The following is a 19,053-nucleotide window of genomic DNA, read 5'->3' on the forward strand; positions in this document are numbered from 1 at the left end:
GCACGTCATGCTGAACTTGCTTCAGGGTGTCGCACTTCGTCTTCGTACTCCTCCCAAAAATCCAGCAATCGCAATGGCTAACCAAGCCAATAGTAAGGGCAGAAGAAGCCAGAAGGCTAAGCCAAAGCGGTTAGTGTCTTCAACGAGAAGACCAGTTTGGCCAATTGCTCCCCATCCAATAAATGCGACTGAAGGAACGAGAAATAGAAACACAGTCAATGATTTACGCAAAGAGCTCGATTGCAAAATGCCGACGGCGAATCCTGCAAACCATGCCGACAGAAACAGCAATACTAAGTATAACCAAAGCATATAGCTAAAGCGTCCCCACAAGCGCCCGCGCTGCTGCATCGGGATCCTCCGCCTTGGTGATCGGGCGACCTATCACCAACACGCTGGCACCATCGTCTCGCGCTTGGCGCGGCGTGACGATGCGTTTCTGGTCGGCGGTGCTGGCGCCGGCAGGGCGTAGTCCGGGAACGACGAAAAATCCGTCTTTCCACGCCTTGCGCGCCGATTTCACCTCATGACCCGAGCAGACAATGCCGTCGAGCCCCGCCTCTTGCGCCAATGCGGCGAGGCGTTCGACCTGCGTGTGTGGATCGTCAGGCACACCAACGCGATTGAGATCGTGATCGTCTAAGCTGGTGAGCACCGTCACCCCCACCACCTTGGTGTGCGAACCGGCGGCGGCCTTGGCATCCTCCATCATTGCGCGTCCGCCACTGGCGTGGATAGTAACGATCGCGGGTTCGAGCGTATTGATCGCCTGCATCGCCTTGGCCACGGTGTTGGGAATGTCGTGCAGTTTCAAATCAAGGAAGATGGGAAGGCCCAGTTTCTGCACTTCATGCACGCCATGATGCCCATTAGCGCAAAAGAATTCGAGGCCGAGTTTCACCCCTCCAACATGCGCCTTCACTTTACGCACAAGATCGAGCGCATCATCGAGCAGCGGCGTGTCGATTGCGACATAGACAGGGTTGCTCATGCTGATGTTCCCTGTGTCGCACTGGTGGGCGTGAAATTGGCCGCCATGGTCTTCGCGCCGCTCTCCAGCGTCGCGATGCGGCGCGTCAGCCGGTATTGGATCGCGCGGTGCCAAATCCATAGCGGCACGAAGCCCAGCAGGAAGCTGGCGCCGATGACCGCAGGCAATTTGCTGTCGAGCCACAGGCCGTTCCACAACTTCATCGATACTGGGTGCCAGTTGTTCACTGCAAACACCGCAAAGCCTACGAGGAAGATCACCCAGAACAGGGTTTTCAGGAACGACATTCGCGGCTTCTCCTTTGTCTGTTTATGTGCAGCTTAAGGGAAGGGAGCCAAGGTTTCCAGCCCCCTTGAAGCATTTTCGGTTCAGCCAAAAACCCGCGCGAAAATCGTATCGACATGCTTCAGGTGATAGCCAAGGTCGAATTTCTCTTCGATTTCCTGTGGGCTGAGCGCCTTGGTCACATCAGGATCGGCCTTGAGCAGTTCGAGCAGTGACAATTGGCCGTCCGATTCCCACACCTTCATCGCGTTGCGCTGCACCAGCAGATAGCTGTCTTCGCGGCTAACGCCAGCCTGTGTGAGCGCGAGCAACACGCGCTGTGAATGAACCAGACCGCCCATCTTGTCCAAATTCTTCTGCATCCGCTCCGGATAGACCAGCAGCTTGTCGACCACACCGGTCAGGCGACCGAGCGCGAAGTCGAGCGTGATCGTCGCATCGGGTCCGATATAGCGTTCGACCGAGCTATGGCTGATATCGCGTTCATGCCACAAGGCGACATTCTCCATCGCGGGAATGGCATAGCTGCGCACCATGCGGGCAAGGCCGGTGAGGTTTTCGGTCAGAACCGGGTTGCGCTTGTGCGGCATCGCCGACGAACCCTTTTGGCCCGGAGAGAAATATTCTTCCGCCTCCAGCACTTCGGTGCGCTGCAGGTGCCGGATTTCGACTGCGAGCCGTTCGACCGACGACGCAATGACTCCCAGTGTCGCAAAGAACATCGCGTGGCGATCGCGCGGGATAACCTGTGTCGAAACGGGTTCGACCGACAGGCCCAGCTTTGCTGCGACATGTTCTTCAACGCGCGGGTCGATATTGGCGAAGGTGCCGACCGCGCCCGAAATGGCGCAGGTTGCGACATCCTTGCGCGCAGCGATCAGGCGCTCCTTGCAGCGCGAAAATTCGGCATAGGCCTCTGCCATTTTGAGGCCAAAGGTAACGGGTTCAGCATGGATGCCATGGCTGCGGCCGATGCAGGGCGTCATTTTATGTTCAAAGGCTCGTCGTTTGATGGCTTCGAGGAGCGCGTCGAGATCAGCTAGCAATAGGTCTGATGCGCGCGCCAGCTGCACCGCGAGGCAGGTGTCGAGCACGTCGCTCGATGTCATACCCTGGTGCATGAAGCGCGCTTCGTCGCCGACTTGCTCGGCCACCCAAGTGAGAAAAGCGATAACATCATGCTTGGTGACGGCTTCGATGGCGTCAATCGCGGCAACGTCGATCGACGGATTGGTCGCCCACCATTTCCAGAGTGCGTCAGCGGCTGACTTGGGCACCACGCCGAGATCAGCCAGCGCTTCGGTCGCATGCGCCTCAATCTCGAACCAGATTTTGAAACGGTTTTCGGGCTCCCAAATGGCAACCATATCTGGGCGGGCGTAGCGGGGGACCATGTGCAGGCTTTCTGATGGACGTTTGTGGAGTCGCCCGCGCCGTTAGCAGGCGCGCGGCACAGCGTCAAAAGCGCAACGAAAAAGGGCGGCGCAATCGCACCGCCCTTTCCGTCAATTTGTAAATTCGATTTAGAACTCGTAAGAAACGCGACCATAGAGGAAGCGGCCGCTGAAGCCGAAGGGCGACTGTGAGCTGTACGGCAGGAACGAGTTGTTCAGGCCATAATTCACCCCGTCGACCGTGCCAAAGGGCAGGCGATCCGGATAGACGTCGAACAAATTGTTCGCACCAATGGCGAGCGACAGCTTTTCCATCGGCTTTACGCGCAGTTCAAGGTCGGTGACCCATTTGGGCGACAGGAAGATGTCCCCCGGAACATCGCCTGGCGCCAGCGCGATATTGTTGTTGTTCGCGGCCGTGGAGAAGCTGCTTGGCAGGAACACTTCGCCATAGCGGTTGGTGCGCAGCGTCAGTCCGAACATGTCATAATCCCAATCGATGCTGAAGTTCAGCTTGTTCTTGGGTTGGCCGTCGGTCAGGCGATAGCTTTCCTGACGTGCGAACAGACGCTGGGCGGTGAAGCCTGAGAATGTCCGGCGATCCGTGATTTTGGTGTTGTTTAGGTTGTAACCCGCACTCAAGCGGACCGTGCCCATTCCGAAATCAGGGACGCGGTAGCTTGCGACAATGTCGAGACCTTCGGTCTTGGTGTCGATGCCATTAATGAAGAAGCGGGCTGACGAAACGCCGGTGATTCCTGCGGCTGTCAATTGGCTAACAACATCAGCGCCCTGAAGGTTTTCGGTCAGGGTAATGCGATCTTCAATCTTGATATTATAATAGTCGACCGTCAGATTCAGACCATCGAGCATCGTGAAGGTGAAACCACCACCGATATTGACCGACTTTTCCGGTTTGAGCGGTTCTGCACCGAGGGCAATCGCAACGGGCGAAGATACGGGAAAGGTCCCAATTTCAATCAGGGTGCCGCCGACATTGTTGGTCGATGTCGTTGCAAAGGATTGTTGCGCAAGGCTTGGTGCGCGGAAGCCGGTCGAAATCGAACCGCGGAAGGCCAGGCCGTCAATGGGTTCAAAGCGTGCAGCGGCCTTGCCATTCACGGTGCTGCCAAAGTCGCTATAATGTTCATAGCGGCCTGCAAGCTGCAATGTGAAGCTCGAGCTCAGATCAGCATCCAGTTCGACATAGCCGGCATAGCTATCGCGCGATTCATCGGTCGCATTGCTCGGGCGGAAGCCCGGGAACACCTGTGAACCACCAGCTGCGCCGAACGGCGGTGCCGAGAAGGGGCCATTGACATAGCTCTGTAATTCGCCCGCGACGATTTTGTAATTTTCGTCGCGATATTCGCCACCAAAGGCCAGCGACACGCTGTCACCGATGCCCAGATCAAGGTCACGACGCATGTCGAGATTGACCGTCGTCTGGCCAGCGCGCATTCCGCCCGCGTTAAAGCGACGGGCGCTGTCGGTGCCGCCGAGCGAGGTGTTAACGCTGTTTTCGACCTTATAGTTCAAAAGGTTGGAGCCATAGACAACCGACAGGTCATAGTCCCACGATCCGAGCGCGCCCCGCAAGCCGGCGGCGGCGGAGATATCGACGATTTCGCTGATAATGAGAGGCAGGAAGCCGTCGGCATAGATCGGGTTGAACGCGCCAGTGAAGCCAGCCCAGTTTTGGTTGCGAAGATCAAATGAACGGCGATAGAAGCCCGCGCCATTACCGTCGCGCACACCATAGCTACCGAAGGTGTAGAATTCGATATTATCCGACAGATCGTAACCAGCGTTCAGGAAGAAATTCAGGTCCTTAGAAACACCGTCACCGTAGCGGTGCGCGTAACGATTGAAGGTTGCCTCGCGCGGATCGCCTGCTGCAAAATAGTTGCGGCGTATGTCGGGGCCAGAACGGTTGGTCGGGGAACGATCCTTATATTCAGCGGTGAAGTTCAGATAACCGCTGTCTCCAAGAGGGAGACCGAAGTTCGACGCGAAAGTATAAGTGTCCCCGTCGCGACGTTTCCGGTCTTGACCTGTATAAGTAATAACAGGGTTATCACCACCTGTGAGCGTATATACCGGTGGCGTTGCACTATTGAGCGCCAAGACCGGATTCGTCGTCGTCAAAGCAACCGATGCCACCTGGCCGACATCTTCCATTTCGGTGATGTACTTGCCATAGGTTGCTTGTGCGCGACCGCCGACACCCTTTTTTAGCTGGACGTTGATAACGCCCGCAATCGCGTCAGACCCATAAAGCGAGGCAGCGCCATCGCGCAGCACTTCGATGCGTTCGATGGCCAGCGGCGGGATGGTGTTCATGTCGACTGCCGTCGATCCACGTCCGACCGAACCGTTGAGGTTGATCAGCGACGACTGGTGGCGGCGCTTGCCGTTAACGAGCACGAGCACCTGATCCGGCGCGAGGCCGCGTAGCGTTGCAGGACGCAGCGAGTCCGTACCGTCGGTCAGCGACGGCTGCGGGAAGTTGAATGAGGGCACCAGCTGGTTGAGCAAGCGATTGGTTTCGGTCGAACCGCTGTTCACCAGATCGGCGGCGGAAAGCACGTCGACCGGAACAGGGCTGTCGGCCACCGTGCGATCGGTGCGACGTGTGCCTGTGACGATGATGGCTGGCTGGTCTGCAGTATCTTCGGCCTGCGCTTCATCTTGTGCATAGGCTGGTGCGGCGGTCGCAACCATCATGGCGGCGAGTGAGGCGGAGATTGCAAGGAGCGATCCGGAGTTCGATTTTTTCATTTTTTGTCCTTTGCCCTGTTCAAAAGAATTGGTGCATCCGATGCTGCCACTAATGCAAAGATATGGCCAGCGCGGGCGCAATTTCCGTTCATTTTCTGTCATTCCTGTGTCATTATTGCAACGCAGCATAATGCAGCTTTAGACGCAGATTTCTGTGGATTGATGCATTCCCCGCTTTGCGCTGACTCGCTGGCTCGCTATCGGGGCGGGAATGGCTGATACCACCGATACAGACTTGCCCGCCGAAGATCCGTTCGACCAGATCGTCAATGCGCCGTTCGATGCGGCGATTTCCGAACGCTATTTGATCTACGCGATGTCGACGATCACGGCGCGCTCGCTGCCCGATCTGCGCGACGGGTTGAAACCGGTGCATCGCCGCCTGCTCTGGGCAATGCGCCAGCTGAAGCTCGATCCTTCGAGCGGGTACAAGAAATGTGCGCGTGTGGTCGGCGATGTCATCGGTAAATATCACCCGCATGGCGACCAGTCGGTTTACGACGCGATGGTCCGCTTGGCCCAAACCTTCTCGCTCCGCTATCCGCTGGTCGACGGGCAGGGTAATTTCGGCAATATCGATGGTGATAACGCCGCTGCCTATCGCTATACCGAAGCCAGACTGACCAAGACCGCAATCGAGCTGATGCAAGGGCTCGATGAAAACGCGACCGACTTCAAACCAACCTATAATGGCGAGGATGAAGAGCCGGAGGTCATGCCCGGGCTGTTTCCCAATTTGCTCGCCAATGGCGCTAGCGGCATTGCGGTGGGCATGGCGACAAGCATCCCTTCGCACAATGCCGCAGAAGTCATTGATGCTGCGATGCTGCTGATTGACGAGCCGCGCGCGACGCATGAGCAGTTGATGCAGATCGTCCAGGGGCCCGACTTCGCAACTGGCGGTGTTCTGGTCGACAGCCGGGAAACAATCAGTGCGGCCTATGAAACCGGTCGCGGCGCGCTTCGCGTACGAGCCCGCTTCCATGCCGCCGAGGCCAAGGATGCGGCGGATCGCGAGGCCGGGATTGAACGCCTTTCGGGCGGCACATGGCAGTTGGTCATCACCGAAATTCCGTATCAGGTGCAAAAGGGCAAGTTGATCGAGCAGATCGCCCAGCTTATTGCCGACAAGAAGCTGCCGATCCTCGACGATGTGCGCGATGAATCCGATGCGGAAATCCGCATTGTGCTGGTGCCCAAGAGCCGCAATGTTGATCCCGAAGATTTGAAGAATGCGCTGTTCCGGCTAACCGATCTCGAAACGCGTTTTGGGCTCAACATGAACGTGCTCGATGCCAACCGCGTCCCCAAAGTGATGGGGCTGGGTGAAGTGTTGCGCGAATGGCTAACGCACCAAATCGAGGTGCTCGTACGCCGGTCGCAGCATCGGCTCGAGAAAATCGACGCGCGGCTGGAGTTGCTCGAAGGCTATATCATTGCCTATCTCAACCTCGACCGGATCATTGAGATCATCCGGACCGAGGATGAACCCAAGCCGGTGATGATGGCCGAGTTCCAGCTTACCGACAGGCAGGCCGAGGCGATCCTCAACATGCGTCTGCGCTCCTTGCGCAAGCTGGAGGAAATGGAGCTGCGCCGCGAGCGTGACGAACTGCATGCAGAGCGCGAGGAGCTGGTCAAGCTGATCGAAAGCCCGGCTCGGCAACGCACGCGGTTGAAGAAGGATCTGACGAAGCTGCGCATCGGCTATGCCGAGGACACCGACCTTGGCCGCAGGCGCACATCGCTGATCGAAGCGGCCCCCGCGCGCGAAATTTCACTCGAAGCCTTTGTCGAGCGCGAACCGGTGACGATCATCCTCTCGAAGCGTGGCTGGATCAAGGCGATGAAGGGCCATGCCGACCTTTCGGCCAAGGCGGATTACAAGTTCAAGGAAGGCGATGCGCTCTCGCAGGTCTTCCATGCCCAGACCACCGACAAGATCCTTGTCGCGACGGCCAATGGCCGTTTCTATACGATTGGCGCAGACAAGCTGCCCGGTGCGCGCGGCTTTGGTGAGCCACTGGGTACGATGATCGATATCGAGGCGGGGAACGATGTTCTTACGCTTTTGCCGGTCACCCCCGGTGGCCGGATGCTGCTCGCTGCGTCGACCGGCAAGGGCTTCGTCTGCAAGATGGAAGATGTTGTCGCCGAAACGCGAAAGGGCAGGGGCGTCGTAACACTGAAGCCTGGCGCAAGGTTGCAGGTTGTTCGCCTCGCTCCCGCTGAGACGTCGGATGAGGCTGTTGCCAAAGATCAATATGTCGCCGTGGTCGGTGAAAACCGGAAACTGGTGATTTTCCCGATGAACGAGATCCCCGAAATGGCGAAGGGGCAGGGCGTCACCCTGCAGCGCTATAAGGATGGCGGACTCTCAGATGCGATCTGTTTCAATCTGAGCGAAGGTTTGAGCTGGACGATGGGCGGCGACAGCGGGCGGACACGCACTGAGACTGACCTCACCCAATGGCGCGTGGCGCGTGGCGCTGCAGGACGACTTCCACCGCAAGGTTTTCCAAGGAACAATCGCTTCGACTAGGTTTGTTTACTACGCTGGTATAGCTTTTATTCTATACCCGCTGTGAAGCAAATTTTTACATCTTTCTCCTAGTTCAAAATCCATGAAGATGTGGGACAAAAATTCATTCGCCCACGGGTCGCCAGCATCTCTGACTTCAAGTCTTGTCCAGAGAACTGTTCCCGAAGGAGAGGAAGCGAGCCATGCATGGCTGAACTCGCTGCCCATTGCTGCGGCTATTTATCGTGTTGATATCAGCGGCGCGAAGCGGATCGCGACCAACGGTCAATTTGATTATCTCGCGCTCGGGCGAGCCCGCGATGCCGGATTTGATCCCTGCTACTTCAATGACTTGATCCTCGATATGGTCGACAATGGCCGACAAGAACATTTCGAACGCTGGCGTTCGCCAGACAATATCCGGCCGCTTGATGTCGAAATCAGCGTCTCGCGTTTTGGCAATGAAGTCCCCCATGTTCTGGTGTCGCTGGTTGACAGGACGGCCGAAGTCCAAGGCAATGTGAACCTGCGTCGCGAAATGATGAACGACAGTCTGACGGGCTTTGCGAATCGCATCGGTTTCGAAGAACGCATTGTCGATGCCGTCGATGAAATGCGGTCAGAAGGCAGTGACAAAAAATTTGCACTCGTCATGTTCGATCTCGCGCGGTTCAGCCGGATCAATGAATCGGTAGGCGTTCTGGCCGGCGATGAACTGATCATCACGGTCGCAAAGCGGTTGACGTCAAGGCTTCGGAGCAGCGAAATAATCGGCCGACTTGGTGGCAATGAATTCGCACTGTTTGCGCCGTTGGAAGATGTACGCGGCGCCGAGGCAATCGCATCGCGGGTCGTGAAAGTGTTTGATGACCCCTGCAAGTTGTCCAATCTGGAAATCCAGATTGATTGCGCGGTTGCTGCAGCCGTGGGGGATTTGGAAACAGACGATCCAATGGACGTGTTGCGCCATTCCCAAATCGCCCTCAAACGAGCGAAGCAATCGAAGAAGTTTGAACTTTTCTCGGCTGACAAGCTGGACCGGGCTCTCCACCGCTTCTCGCTTGAAACCGATCTGCGCCGTGCATTGGAGCGTGACGAGCTGGAGCTTCACTATCAACCGCTGATCGATCTGGAAAGCGGCCAATTGAATGGTTTTGAAGCATTGGCGCGCTGGAACCATCCGACACTCGGTATGGTTTCGCCGATGGATTTCATACCGGTTGCGGAGGAAAGCGGGCTGATCGTTCCACTTGGTCGTTGGGCGCTCGAAAAAGCAGCCAAGACGATCGCTCGATGGGAAGGCAGTATGGGAGACGACCTGCCCATAAAGGTGTCGGTCAACCTGTCTGCCGTCCAGTTACTGCGCGATGACGTGCCAAAAGCCGTAGAACATGCCATCCGCTCCGCGGGTATCGACGGTAACCGTCTGACGCTTGAACTGACGGAAAGTGCCTTTGTCGATGATCCGGATGGCGCACGCCGAGTTCTCGAAGCGTTGAAAGCGCTGAACACCAATCTGGCGATGGATGATTTCGGCACCGGCTATTCGAACCTGGCCTATCTTCAGAAGCTTCCGATCGATGTTTTGAAAATCGATCGCAGTTTCGTTTCCGACATGCTCGCCAATCGCGACAATCGTGCGATTGTCAGCACCATATTGTCGTTGGCATCGGCGCTGGGAATGAAAACGACCGCGGAGGGCATTGAATGCGCCGCTGTTTCCGCTGAACTCAAAGGACTGGGTTGCACCAATGGGCAAGGTTATTACTTTGCCCGACCGCTGACCTCAGAGGCAGCTTACGCCTTTTTGTCGTCGCGCAGCGCACCCGCAACCAGCTGATCAGCAATCTCGCGAACGCGCGGTTCAGCGGGAAAGGTTTCTGCTACCCATTGACGTTCGATCGCCTGCAATGTTTTTGCGACGACCGGCCCGGCGCGCAGGCCCTTGGCAATCAGATCACCCCCTTTGACGGGCAGTTCGGGGACTTCCCAATCCTGCAGACTCGCTAGCTCCTCGCGCCAGTTTTGCTCTTCGGAGTTCAGCAAAACGAGATCGCGGGCATTTTCGGGACCAATGGCATAAGCCAATTGGCGGGCTGATTGATCTGATTTGGCATTGGTTGCCAAATGCATCAAGTCGGTGCGCAATCGGTTTGACAGCTTCAAGCGTGCGGCAACCTTTTCGACGATTGCGGCATCGACGGGAAGTATGGCGCTCAACCTGCGGCTGACCGAGGCTTTGGATGCGGACAGCTGTTCCCGCTCGATCAATTTTGCAAGCTTGCTCCCTGCGTCGCTGATAATTTCCGGCAGGAAGGTTGCAAAAATGCCGTTATCGATCATCGCCTGTACCGCTGGTGCCGGGTTGGCCACAGAGAGCAATTTACGCAGTTCGTCCGCAATGCGCTCGCGCGACAGGGCCATGAGCTTGTTGGCATGTGTCGATGCTGCTCGCACTGCGTCCGCGTCGATCGCGCCCTGCCCGAAACGCGCATGGAAGCGGAAGAGGCGCAGTATGCGGAGGTGATCCTCGGCAATCCGTTGATCGGCATTCCCGATGAAGCGCACGTGATGCGCCTTTAAATCGGTCAGGCCATCGAAATAGTCGAAAATCTCCCGGCTGTCGGGATCGGCATAGAGCGCATTGATCGTGAAATCGCGCCGAGCTGCATCCTCGATCCAATCCGTAGCAAATTCGACGGCAGCGCGACGGCCATCGGTCGACACATCGCGGCGTAGCGTCGTGACTTCAAATGTGTGGCCATCGGCGACGGCTGTAATGGTGCCGTGATCGATGCCTGTTGGAACGGCCTTGACATGTGCTGCCTCCAGTCGCCGGATTACTTCCTTTGGAACCAGCGGAGTAGCAATATCAACATCGGCAACTTCTATGCCGAGCAAAGCATCGCGCACCGCACCGCCAACAATACGCGGCGATTGGCCATCGGTTCTCAGGGCATCAATGACGCGGCGCAGAGAAAGGTCGTGCAGCCAGGGTGCGTCGGGTAACTGCATCAATCGTCGCCCAGCAGGCGGCGGGATAGATTGGCAATGATACCGGCTGTCACGCCCCAAATGCGGCGGCCTTCCCAATCCATGTCGTAATATTCGCGCATCTGCCCCTGCCATTCGACCCGCCGTCTGGCGTAATTGGCACGATCAAACAAAATCGCAAGCGGCACTTCAAACCACTCTTCGACTTCCTCCGGATTGGGCATCAGAGGCAGGTCGGGTGGGACGACGCCGATAACGGGTGTGATTTGGTATCCGCTGCCGGAGTAATAATCATCGGCCGCGCCCAATATATCGACTTCGTGGCGGGGCAAGGCGATTTCCTCTTCCGCTTCGCGCAGGGCAGCAATGACAGCATTCTCGTCTTCGGGATCGACCTTGCCGCCAGGGAAAGCCACTTGCCCGGCATGGCTGCGCAGCCAGGCTGGACGACGCGTCAGGATAACCCCGGGGTCGCTGCGGTCGGTTATGGGAACCAGCACCGCCGCATGCCGATAATCTCCGACGTGACGCGGATAGGCGCGCTCATCCTCAATCGCGATTGAACGCGAGGGGTGCAAGGCCTCGGCAAACTGTTTTTTCCAGCTCATCCGGCAATATCCAGCGCGAAAAACGCCCCTTCACTCCAAAGACCCGGCTTTTCCGGATTGGTATCGATCGCTAGTTCGGCAAGTTCATAATAGACCGGCCGCGAACAGCGTGCCCATAATCCGGACCTGACATGCAAATAGGGTACTGGAACACCTTCGTAGAGCCGCGTTTCAATCGGATTTACAGGTCCAGCAACGACCAGATCATCGGTGTTGAGCCGGAACGCAATGCTTGCCTCGCGGAATTGCGCTTCAACTGCAATGAACGGCACGTCTTCCACCGTGATCGAAAATTTTTCCTGTGGGGTCACCAGCCAATAGCTGTAGTCGGATTCGAGCCTGAGCAAACCAGAAAAGGCGCGCACCATCGCTGGGCGGGTGATTTCGCCGCCTTGGTGGAACCAGCGGCCGTCGGCGGCGATGCGCATCTCGCTGATTCCCGTTTTGGCGGGATTCCAGCTGTCGACCGGAGGCAGCTTTCGTTGCGACGCAAGGCCTGCAATCTGGTTGAGGCTGAGGTCGCCCAAAGAAGGAGGGGGATCATAGGGCACGGTCGTCCTCCTCCAGCATACCTGCATGCGGCGTTGCGACACCCATTGCATTGCGAGCAAGCAAGCGACGCGGCTCCCATGGACCGGGCAAAGACCACCCGCCGGTCTGCTCGGCAGTGAAGCCGAAGCGGCCATAATATTCCGGATCGCCGATCATCACCATCACCGGTTCCCCGATTTTGGATGCTGCTTCAAGCATACGGTACATTAATTGGTGGCCAATACCCCTGCCTTGCAGCTCGGGTGTAACCGCCACTGGGCCGACCAGCACTATGGGGAAATCCCCGATGCGAACGGGCCAGCACTGGATGCTGCCGACGGGTTCGCCTTCTTCGATGAGCGCGAAAGACAGCGAACCAATCGGCTTACTGCGTTTCCGCAACAAATAGGCGGTCCGACCAAAGCGATCAGCACCGAAGGCATCGTCGAGCAATCGCTCCACCTTTTCCGGCGCAACTTTATTGAGCGGGACAAGTTCAGGCATCCGGCATAGCCTCGGGCAATTGCCGTTTGCGCAACATGGCCAATGCGACCAAGGCAGCAAGACCTGCTGTAGCGGCGATCAGATAAGGTGCACCGGGAAATCGTATCGGGGCTCCCGCCTCGGTAAAGGCTGCGAGCGCATAGTTATAGGCAAATTGGCCGATCATCAGGCTGAAGGCAGCAAGTGAGCCAACCAGACCCTGCAGTTCACCCTGTTGAGAGGCAGGCGCACGCTGCGACATCATTGCGTTAAGCGCAGGCATGACCATCCCGGAAAAGCCATTGACCAGCAGAAGCACCAATATGATCCCGGCAAATGGAACAAAGGCGACAATCAGATAACTGGTTATCCCGGAGATCATGCCGATATAGGCGGTCTTGCGTTCTCCAAAGCGGGTGATGAAGCGACGGATGACCAGCGCCTGGAAAACCGCCATCGAAATGCCGACAAGGCCCAGCGAAACGCCAACCATGCCGCTGCCCCAGCCATATTGGATCGGCGCAAAGAAGGACCAGCTTGCCGGATATACATTCCCTGCGAGCGACCAGAGGAAGTAGATCAAGGCAACGGGAACAATTCCCTCAATTTTGCCCAGCGATGCAAATGCCCCGAGCGGATTGGCGCGTTTCCATTCAAACGGGCGGCGCTTTTCTTCGGGCATGGTTTCGGGAAATACGATCCAGCCGTAGATGCCATTCGCGATCGCGAGCGCACCCGCAACATAGAAAGGCACCCTTGGCCCGAAATCGCCAAGCAGTCCGCCTATGACCGGGCCGAATATAAATCCGAGACCAAAGGCAGCACCAACTTTGCCAAAACTTGCTGCGCGCTCTTCTGGTGTAGACATGTCCGCCATGGCGGCATTGGCAGGGCCGAAAACAGCACCTAAGCCGCCGGCAATCGCACGCCCGACGAACAGCCAGCCTATATTGGGAGCAAGACCCATCAGCAGGAAATCGAACCCGAAGGCGAAGAGCGAAATCAGGAAGATCGGTCGCCGCCCGAAACGATCCCCCAGATTGCCGACGGCGGGCATCAGCAGAATCTGGAACAAGCCATAAGTTGCGCCGATCCATGCCCCGATGCGCGCCGCTTCGGCCGCGTCGACCTGCGCAAGATGTTTGATGAGGTCAGGCAGAACAGGCATGATGATACCGAAACCCATTGAATAAATGAGCACAGTCAACAGCACGAAGCGGCTCGCGCGGCGCTTGAGGGCAGGGTCCATCACCATCGCGCGGGCCTTGTCAGCCGACTTTCGCTTTGTCCATGTTTTTTGATTGTCAGGCTTTGACCGAATGGACGGATTTACTTTGGCTTTTGCCCGAGTTGCGTTAGTTTGATGATGGTATTGGACCGAGGGGATCCGCAGATGCAGAATGATGAAAACACACCAGCACAAAACGAAAATGTGAACGAAGCTGTGGCTGAAACTGTTCAGCAGCCAGCACAGGAACCGGTTCAAGAAACGGGGACATCCGCACCGGTGGTCGCGAAACCTGCAAATTGGAGCGGAAAATCGATTTTCTTTTTGGGCTTCGGATCAATATTGCTCGCCTTGTTGGCGGCGCTGGGTTCGGGCTGGGGGCTATGGAATTTCGGCTTCGGTTTCCAATTGCTGATGCTTGCCTTTGGCGCAGGTTTGTTGGCTGTGCTTGGTGGTGTGCTGGTCGGATGGTGGGCAAAACGCAAGGGCAGGGTGGCTGCGCGCCCCTTGCGCTGGTTGGGCATGGCAATGGGGGGCGCCTTGTCGCTTTGGCTTTTGAGTTTTGCCTATACGGCGCGCACCGTTCCCGCCATCCACGATATTTCGACCGATCTTGCCGACCCACCTCAATTCAGGATGCTCGAAGTGCGGGCGGACAATCTTGACCAGATTCCGGGCGAGAATGATCCGCAAATGAAAGGTATGAACCCGCAACAGCGCTGGGCGGCGCTGCACCAGAAAGCTTATGGCGACATCCGTTCGGTTCGTATCGCGATGCCGGTTGCGGAAGCCATTGCCAAGGCAGAGCGGCTGGCCAAGGTTCGCGGTTGGGAGGTTGCTGTAACCGATCCGGTTGAAGGCCGTCTTGAGGCGACCGACACCACCCGTTTCTTTCGCTTCAAAGACGATGTTGTTGTCCGCGTGCGTCCAACCGAAGACGGTACGGGTAGCATTGTGGATATGCGGTCTATCAGCCGCGTTGGCATCAGCGATCTGGGCATGAACGCCAAACGGGTCCGCAGTTTCATTGCAGACCTCGCAGGTACTAATCCAGCGGGTTAAGGTTTTGGGGGCGTAAGCTTCAGCAGACGCCCTTCGCTGCCGTCTTCAAGCAGCCATACTGCTCCGTCAGGGCCCTGTTCGACTTCCCGGATACGGGCGTTCATCGGCCAATGGTCGGCCTTTTCGACATTTTCGCCATTCACCTTGACGCGGACCAGGGCCTCGCCGCCCAACCCGCCTAAGAAGAGTGAGCCCTTCCATGCCGGAAACAGGTCGCCATTATAGAACATCAGGCCGCCCGGAGAAATTGCGGGCACCCAATAGGCCTTGGGTGCTTCAAAGCCGTCGCCCGGTTTGTGATCGGGGATGTCGCGGCCGTCGTAATGATCGCCATTGGACGCCTTGGGATAGCCATAATTGGCGCCGCGCTTAACAAGGTTGAGTTCATCACCGTGGCGCGGACCCATTTCCTGGTTCCACAGCTGCCCCTTGTCATCAAAGGTCAGCCCAAGCGGGTTGCGATGCCCTAATGACCAGATTTGTGACTTTACCGGATTGGCCGCATCGTAAAACGGGTTGTCCCTCGGCACGCTGCCATCGGGGAAGAGGCGCAGCACCTTGCCAAGATTGGCGTTCATGTCCTGAGCCGGATCGAATTTCTGCCGCTCGCCAGAGGCGATGAACAGATATTTGCCATCGGGCGAGAATGCGAGGCGATGGCCATAATGGCCGCGCCCGGTGACCTTCGGATTCTGCTCCCAGATTTTCTGCAGGCCAACCAACTTGGGTTCATTATCCTGATATTCCAGCTTTGCGCGGCCAACGACTGCGCCGCGTGTGTCGTTTGCGCCGGCTTCCACCCAGCTGAGATAAACGAGGCCAGATTCCGAAAAATCGGAAGCGACGATCACATCGCCAAAACCACCTTGTCCGCCATAGTCAACCGTAGGGACACCGGCGACATCGCGAACAGGTCCATCCGCTTGCCACAGTTTCAGCTTGCCGCTCTTTTCGGTAATCAGCGCATAGGGCGTGCCGGGAACAAAGGCCATTGCCCAAGGTTCATTGAAAGTTGCAACCGCTGTGACCTCAAATGGTTTGGGGCCTGTTGAGACTTCGGCGTTGCTTGTCGAAGGGGCGCAGGCAACCGCTACAAAACTGATCGCGGTCAAACTGAAGGCTCGCAACATGGGGAGGGCTCCTCTTTTATTCCGGCGTTTAGATGCCAATGCTTCGCGTAATTGCAAGAGGGTTGCATTTTAGCGTAGCTCCGCCTAGATGGGGTTTATCCCGACATTGCGAAACACTGAAGGGGCTGGCGCCGAAAGGGGCTGGCACGATCGGTTATTCGCATTGTCTTCTGCACATTTGGAGCACCATGCCCGATTTAAAAAAACTTGCCGAGATTATCGAACCTGAGGCCAAAGCCTTGGGGTTTGATCTCGTACGCGTTGCATGGTTTGATCGCGGCGCAGAAGGTTCGGATGAGCCGACTTTGCAAGTCATGGCTGAACGGCCGGATACGCGCCAATTGGTAATCGACGATTGTGCGGCATTGTCGCATCGGATTTCTGATCTGTTCGACGAACTTGATCCGATCGAAGAGGCCTATCGGTTGGAGGTAAGCTCCCCCGGCATTGACCGTCCGCTGACCCGGTTGAAGGACTTTTCCGATTGGGCAGGGCATGAAGCCAAAATTGAGGCGATAGAGCCTATTGAAAACCAAAAGAGATTTCGTGGTGAGCTTGCGGGAGTTGACGATGAGGTGGTTGCAATCACCGATCGTACTGGCGTCACACACGCAATACACTTTTCCAATATACATTCCGCCAAGCTGGTCTTGACAGACCGGCTGATTGCGTCGACTGCGCCGCTCAACAGCGCCGGGGTCGACGAAATCGACGAAGAAAACCCCGACCAAGAACAGGAAGACTAAAGTCATGGCCAGTCCGATTGCTGCCAACAAGGCTGAACTGCTCGCAATCGCAAACGCAGTCGCCAGCGAGAAGATGATCGACAAGGCGATCGTCGTCGAGGCACTCGAAGAAGCGATTCAGCGCGCCGCCCGTGCGCGCTATGGCGCCGAAAACGATATTCGCGCTAAGCTCGATACGCAGACCGGCGACTTGCGCTTGTGGCGCGTTGTCGAAGTGGTTGAGGTTGTTGAAGACTATTTCAAGCAGGTCGATCTCAAGCAGGCCGAAAAGCTGCAAAAGGGCGCGGCTGTTGGCGACTTCATCGTCGATCCGCTGCCTCCGGTCGATCTTGGCCGTATTGACGCGCAGTCGGCAAAGCAGGTCATCTTCCAGAAGGTGCGAGACGCCGAACGCGAGCGCCAGTTTGAAGAATTCAAGGACCGCGCAGGCGAAATCATCACTGGCGTCGTGAAGTCGGTCGAATTCGGCCATGTCGTCGTCGATCTTGGTCGTGCCGAAGGCGTTATCCGCCGCGACCAGCAAATCCCGCGCGAAGTTGTTCGCCCCGGTGATCGCGTTCGTGCGCTGATCATGAAGGTCGTTCGTGAAAACCGCGGTCCGCAGATTCTGCTCAGCCGTGCACATCCGGACTTCATGAAGAAGCTGTTCGCACAGGAAGTACCCGAAATTTACGATGGCATCATCGAGATTAAGGCCGCAGCCCGCGATCCGGGCAGCCGTGCCAAGATTGGTGTAATCAGCTATGACAGTTCGATAGACCCGGTTGGCGCTTGCGTCGGCATGAAGGGCAGCCGTGTGCAGGCGGTCGTGCAGGAAATGCAGGGCGAAAAAATCGACATCATCCCCTGGTCGGACGATGCCGCAACCTTCATCGTCAATGCGCTACAGCCTGCAACGGTCAGCCGCGTCGTCATCGATGAAGAAGAAAGCCGCATCGAAGTGGTCGTTCCCGACGATCAGCTGAGCCTGGCCATTGGTCGCCGCGGCCAGAACGTCCGTCTTGCAAGCCAGCTGACCGGTCGTGCAATCGACATTATGACCGAGGCGGAATCGAGCGAGAAGCGCCAGAAGGAATTTGTCGAGCGTTCGGAAATGTTCCAGCAGGAACTCGACGTCGACGAAACCTTGGCGCAGCTGCTTGTGGCAGAAGGCTTCAGCGAGCTTGAAGAAGTTGCCTATGTCGCGCTTGAAGAAATCGCTGGCATCGAAGGCCTGGACGATGAACTGGCTGAAGAACTGCAAAGCCGTGCACTCGAAGCGCTGGAGCGCAAGGAAGAGTCCGCACGTGCCGAACGCCGGGAACTGGGCGTCGAAGATGCCCTTGCCGAACTGCCGCACCTCACCGAAGCAATGCTGGTGACGCTGGGCAAGGCGGGTATCAAGACGCTTGACGATCTTGCAGACCTTGCGACCGACGAACTGATCCAGAAGGGTCGCAGCGAACAGCGTCGCAGCGACAATCGTCGCCACCGCGTCGAAGACAAACCCGGCATATTGGCGGTTTTCGGCCTGAACGAAGAGCAAGGCAACGAGATTATCATGGCCGCCCGTGCGCATTGGTTCGATGACGAACCCGAAACAGTTGAGGAGGACGCCGTTGTCGCGGAAGACTCCCAATGAGAACCTTGATAGCCCTGTAAGAAGGTGCATTTTGACGGGTGAGCGGGCGGAGCAACGCCTGCTGATCCGTCTTGCGCTGGGCCCTGACGGGCAGGTAGCGCCTGATATTCACGGAAAAGTGCCCGGTCGCGGAGCGTGGATCGGCGTGCCGGCAGAAGAGATCGAAGCCGCACGCGCGAAAGGAAAGCTCGCCGGTCTGTTGAAACGTGCTTTCAAGGTATCTGAACTTTCAGTTCCCGACGATCTGGTTGACCGAATCCGGTTTGGCCTGGAAAAGGCGACACTTGATCGCCTCGGTCTGGAAGCCCGGTCGAGCAATTTGCTCGCTGGCGCGGAAAAGGTCGATGCAGCGGCCCGTAGCGGTGCGGTCGCGCTCTTGCTGCACGCCTCTGATGCCAGTGACGATGGAGCATCCAAACGTGACCAGAGTTGGCGCGTCGGGCTTGAAGAAGAGGGTAGTGGTCGCAAGGGCACGCGCTTGCCGGTTGATCGCGACCGGCTATCGGCGGCACTGGGGCGCTCAAATTCGGTGCATGTGGCGATCACCGATGCAAAAGCAGCGGAGCGGGTGAAACATCACCTAGACCGCTGGCTTTATTTCATAGGATGCAGTAACGCGCGCGGCGACGCCAAGGCGGACCGTCGAGCACTTGATGCACCGGACGGTAATTGATTGAA

17 protein-coding genes are annotated in these 19,053 nt (G+C 57.2%); 6 read left to right on the top strand and 11 right to left on the bottom strand.

Features of this window, described 5'->3' with window-relative positions; all coding sequences use genetic code 11:
* Positions 1-21: 21 nt before the first annotated feature.
* The 5 genes from PKC81_RS05905 to PKC81_RS05925 all read right to left on the bottom strand — a co-directional run bounded on the left by PKC81_RS05905 (position 22) and on the right by PKC81_RS05925 (position 5,451).
* Positions 22-351 (bottom strand): hypothetical protein, encoded by a 330-nt coding sequence (locus PKC81_RS05905; protein ID WP_324334066.1) that lies wholly within the window; start codon positions 349-351, stop codon positions 22-24.
* The gene (gene pyrF / locus PKC81_RS05910) at positions 317-991 is read right to left on the bottom strand and encodes an orotidine-5'-phosphate decarboxylase (RefSeq protein WP_324334068.1); all 675 of its coding nucleotides are present in this window, start codon (positions 989-991) and stop codon (positions 317-319) included. The genes PKC81_RS05905 and pyrF overlap by 35 nt, the downstream gene beginning before the upstream one ends.
* Positions 988-1,278, bottom strand: coding sequence for a DUF1049 domain-containing protein (locus PKC81_RS05915; RefSeq protein ID WP_324334070.1), 291 nt, complete (start codon positions 1,276-1,278; stop codon positions 988-990). The genes pyrF and PKC81_RS05915 overlap by 4 nt, the downstream gene beginning before the upstream one ends.
* Positions 1,279-1,359: 81 nt before the next feature.
* The gene (gene purB, locus PKC81_RS05920; RefSeq protein ID WP_324334072.1) at positions 1,360-2,670 is read right to left on the bottom strand and encodes an adenylosuccinate lyase; all 1,311 of its coding nucleotides are present in this window, start codon (positions 2,668-2,670) and stop codon (positions 1,360-1,362) included.
* A gap of 129 nt (positions 2,671-2,799) precedes the next feature.
* Positions 2,800-5,451 (bottom strand): TonB-dependent receptor, encoded by a 2,652-nt coding sequence (locus PKC81_RS05925; protein ID WP_324334074.1) that lies wholly within the window; start codon positions 5,449-5,451, stop codon positions 2,800-2,802.
* Positions 5,452-5,662: 211 nt separating this feature from the next.
* On the opposite strand from PKC81_RS05925, the gene parC reads away from it, so the two are divergent.
* Together parC and PKC81_RS05935 are read left to right on the top strand one after the other, a co-directional pair.
* Entirely contained in the window at positions 5,663-7,993 is a 2,331-nt protein-coding gene (parC, locus tag PKC81_RS05930) for a DNA topoisomerase IV subunit A (RefSeq protein ID WP_324334076.1), read from the top strand.
* A gap of 88 nt (positions 7,994-8,081) precedes the next feature.
* Positions 8,082-9,812 (top strand): bifunctional diguanylate cyclase/phosphodiesterase, encoded by a 1,731-nt coding sequence (locus PKC81_RS05935; RefSeq protein WP_324334078.1) that lies wholly within the window; start codon positions 8,082-8,084, stop codon positions 9,810-9,812.
* On the opposite strand, the gene PKC81_RS05940 is transcribed toward PKC81_RS05935, so the two are convergent.
* From PKC81_RS05940 to PKC81_RS05960, 5 genes are read right to left on the bottom strand one after another with little or no spacing between them, the layout of a single operon-like run.
* A complete protein-coding gene (locus tag PKC81_RS05940) occupies positions 9,770-10,987 on the bottom strand; it encodes a CCA tRNA nucleotidyltransferase (RefSeq protein WP_324334080.1) in 1,218 nt (405 codons plus the stop codon). The two genes, PKC81_RS05935 and PKC81_RS05940, sit on opposite strands and share 43 nt — an antisense overlap.
* On the bottom strand, positions 10,987-11,574 hold the full coding sequence (locus tag PKC81_RS05945; protein ID WP_324334082.1) for a CoA pyrophosphatase: 588 nt from the start codon (positions 11,572-11,574) through the stop codon (positions 10,987-10,989). Before PKC81_RS05945 ends, PKC81_RS05940 begins: the two co-directional genes overlap by 1 nt.
* Positions 11,571-12,125, bottom strand: a complete 555-nt coding sequence (locus PKC81_RS05950) for a DUF1285 domain-containing protein (protein ID WP_324334084.1) — start codon at positions 12,123-12,125, stop codon at positions 11,571-11,573. The genes PKC81_RS05945 and PKC81_RS05950 overlap by 4 nt, the downstream gene beginning before the upstream one ends.
* Positions 12,115-12,609 carry an N-acetyltransferase gene (locus PKC81_RS05955; RefSeq protein WP_324334086.1) on the bottom strand — a complete coding sequence of 165 codons (495 nt, stop codon included), beginning with the start codon at positions 12,607-12,609 and terminating at the stop codon, positions 12,115-12,117. Before PKC81_RS05955 ends, PKC81_RS05950 begins: the two co-directional genes overlap by 11 nt.
* The gene (locus PKC81_RS05960; protein ID WP_324334087.1) at positions 12,602-13,843 is read right to left on the bottom strand and encodes a TCR/Tet family MFS transporter; all 1,242 of its coding nucleotides are present in this window, start codon (positions 13,841-13,843) and stop codon (positions 12,602-12,604) included. Before PKC81_RS05960 ends, PKC81_RS05955 begins: the two co-directional genes overlap by 8 nt.
* A 108-nt stretch (positions 13,844-13,951) precedes the next feature.
* Here PKC81_RS05960 and PKC81_RS05965 point away from each other — a divergent pair, with 108 nt between their 5' ends.
* Entirely contained in the window at positions 13,952-14,878 is a 927-nt protein-coding gene (locus PKC81_RS05965) for a DUF1499 domain-containing protein (protein WP_324334089.1), read from the top strand.
* On the opposite strand, the gene PKC81_RS05970 is transcribed toward PKC81_RS05965, so the two are convergent.
* Positions 14,875-16,008 carry a PQQ-dependent sugar dehydrogenase gene (locus PKC81_RS05970; protein WP_324334091.1) on the bottom strand — a complete coding sequence of 378 codons (1,134 nt, stop codon included), beginning with the start codon at positions 16,006-16,008 and terminating at the stop codon, positions 14,875-14,877. The two genes, PKC81_RS05965 and PKC81_RS05970, sit on opposite strands and share 4 nt — an antisense overlap.
* 188 nt (positions 16,009-16,196) lie before the next feature.
* On the opposite strand from PKC81_RS05970, the gene rimP reads away from it, so the two are divergent.
* Genes rimP through PKC81_RS05985 form a run of 3 tightly spaced genes read left to right on the top strand, consistent with a single transcriptional unit; the run spans position 16,197 to position 19,048 of the window.
* Positions 16,197-16,754 carry a ribosome maturation protein RimP gene (rimP, locus tag PKC81_RS05975; protein ID WP_324334093.1) on the top strand — a complete coding sequence of 186 codons (558 nt, stop codon included), beginning with the start codon at positions 16,197-16,199 and terminating at the stop codon, positions 16,752-16,754.
* A 4-nt stretch (positions 16,755-16,758) separates the two neighbouring features.
* On the top strand, positions 16,759-18,375 hold the full coding sequence (gene nusA / locus PKC81_RS05980) for a transcription termination factor NusA (protein ID WP_324334095.1): 1,617 nt from the start codon (positions 16,759-16,761) through the stop codon (positions 18,373-18,375).
* A gap of 31 nt (positions 18,376-18,406) precedes the next feature.
* Entirely contained in the window at positions 18,407-19,048 is a 642-nt protein-coding gene (locus PKC81_RS05985) for a DUF448 domain-containing protein (RefSeq protein WP_324334097.1), read from the top strand.
* Positions 19,049-19,053: the final 5 nt, after the last annotated feature.

Origin of the sequence: Sphingorhabdus sp. (assembly GCF_035329025.1) — a bacterium.
In the GTDB taxonomy this organism is placed as follows: domain Bacteria; phylum Pseudomonadota; class Alphaproteobacteria; order Sphingomonadales; family Sphingomonadaceae; genus Sphingorhabdus_B.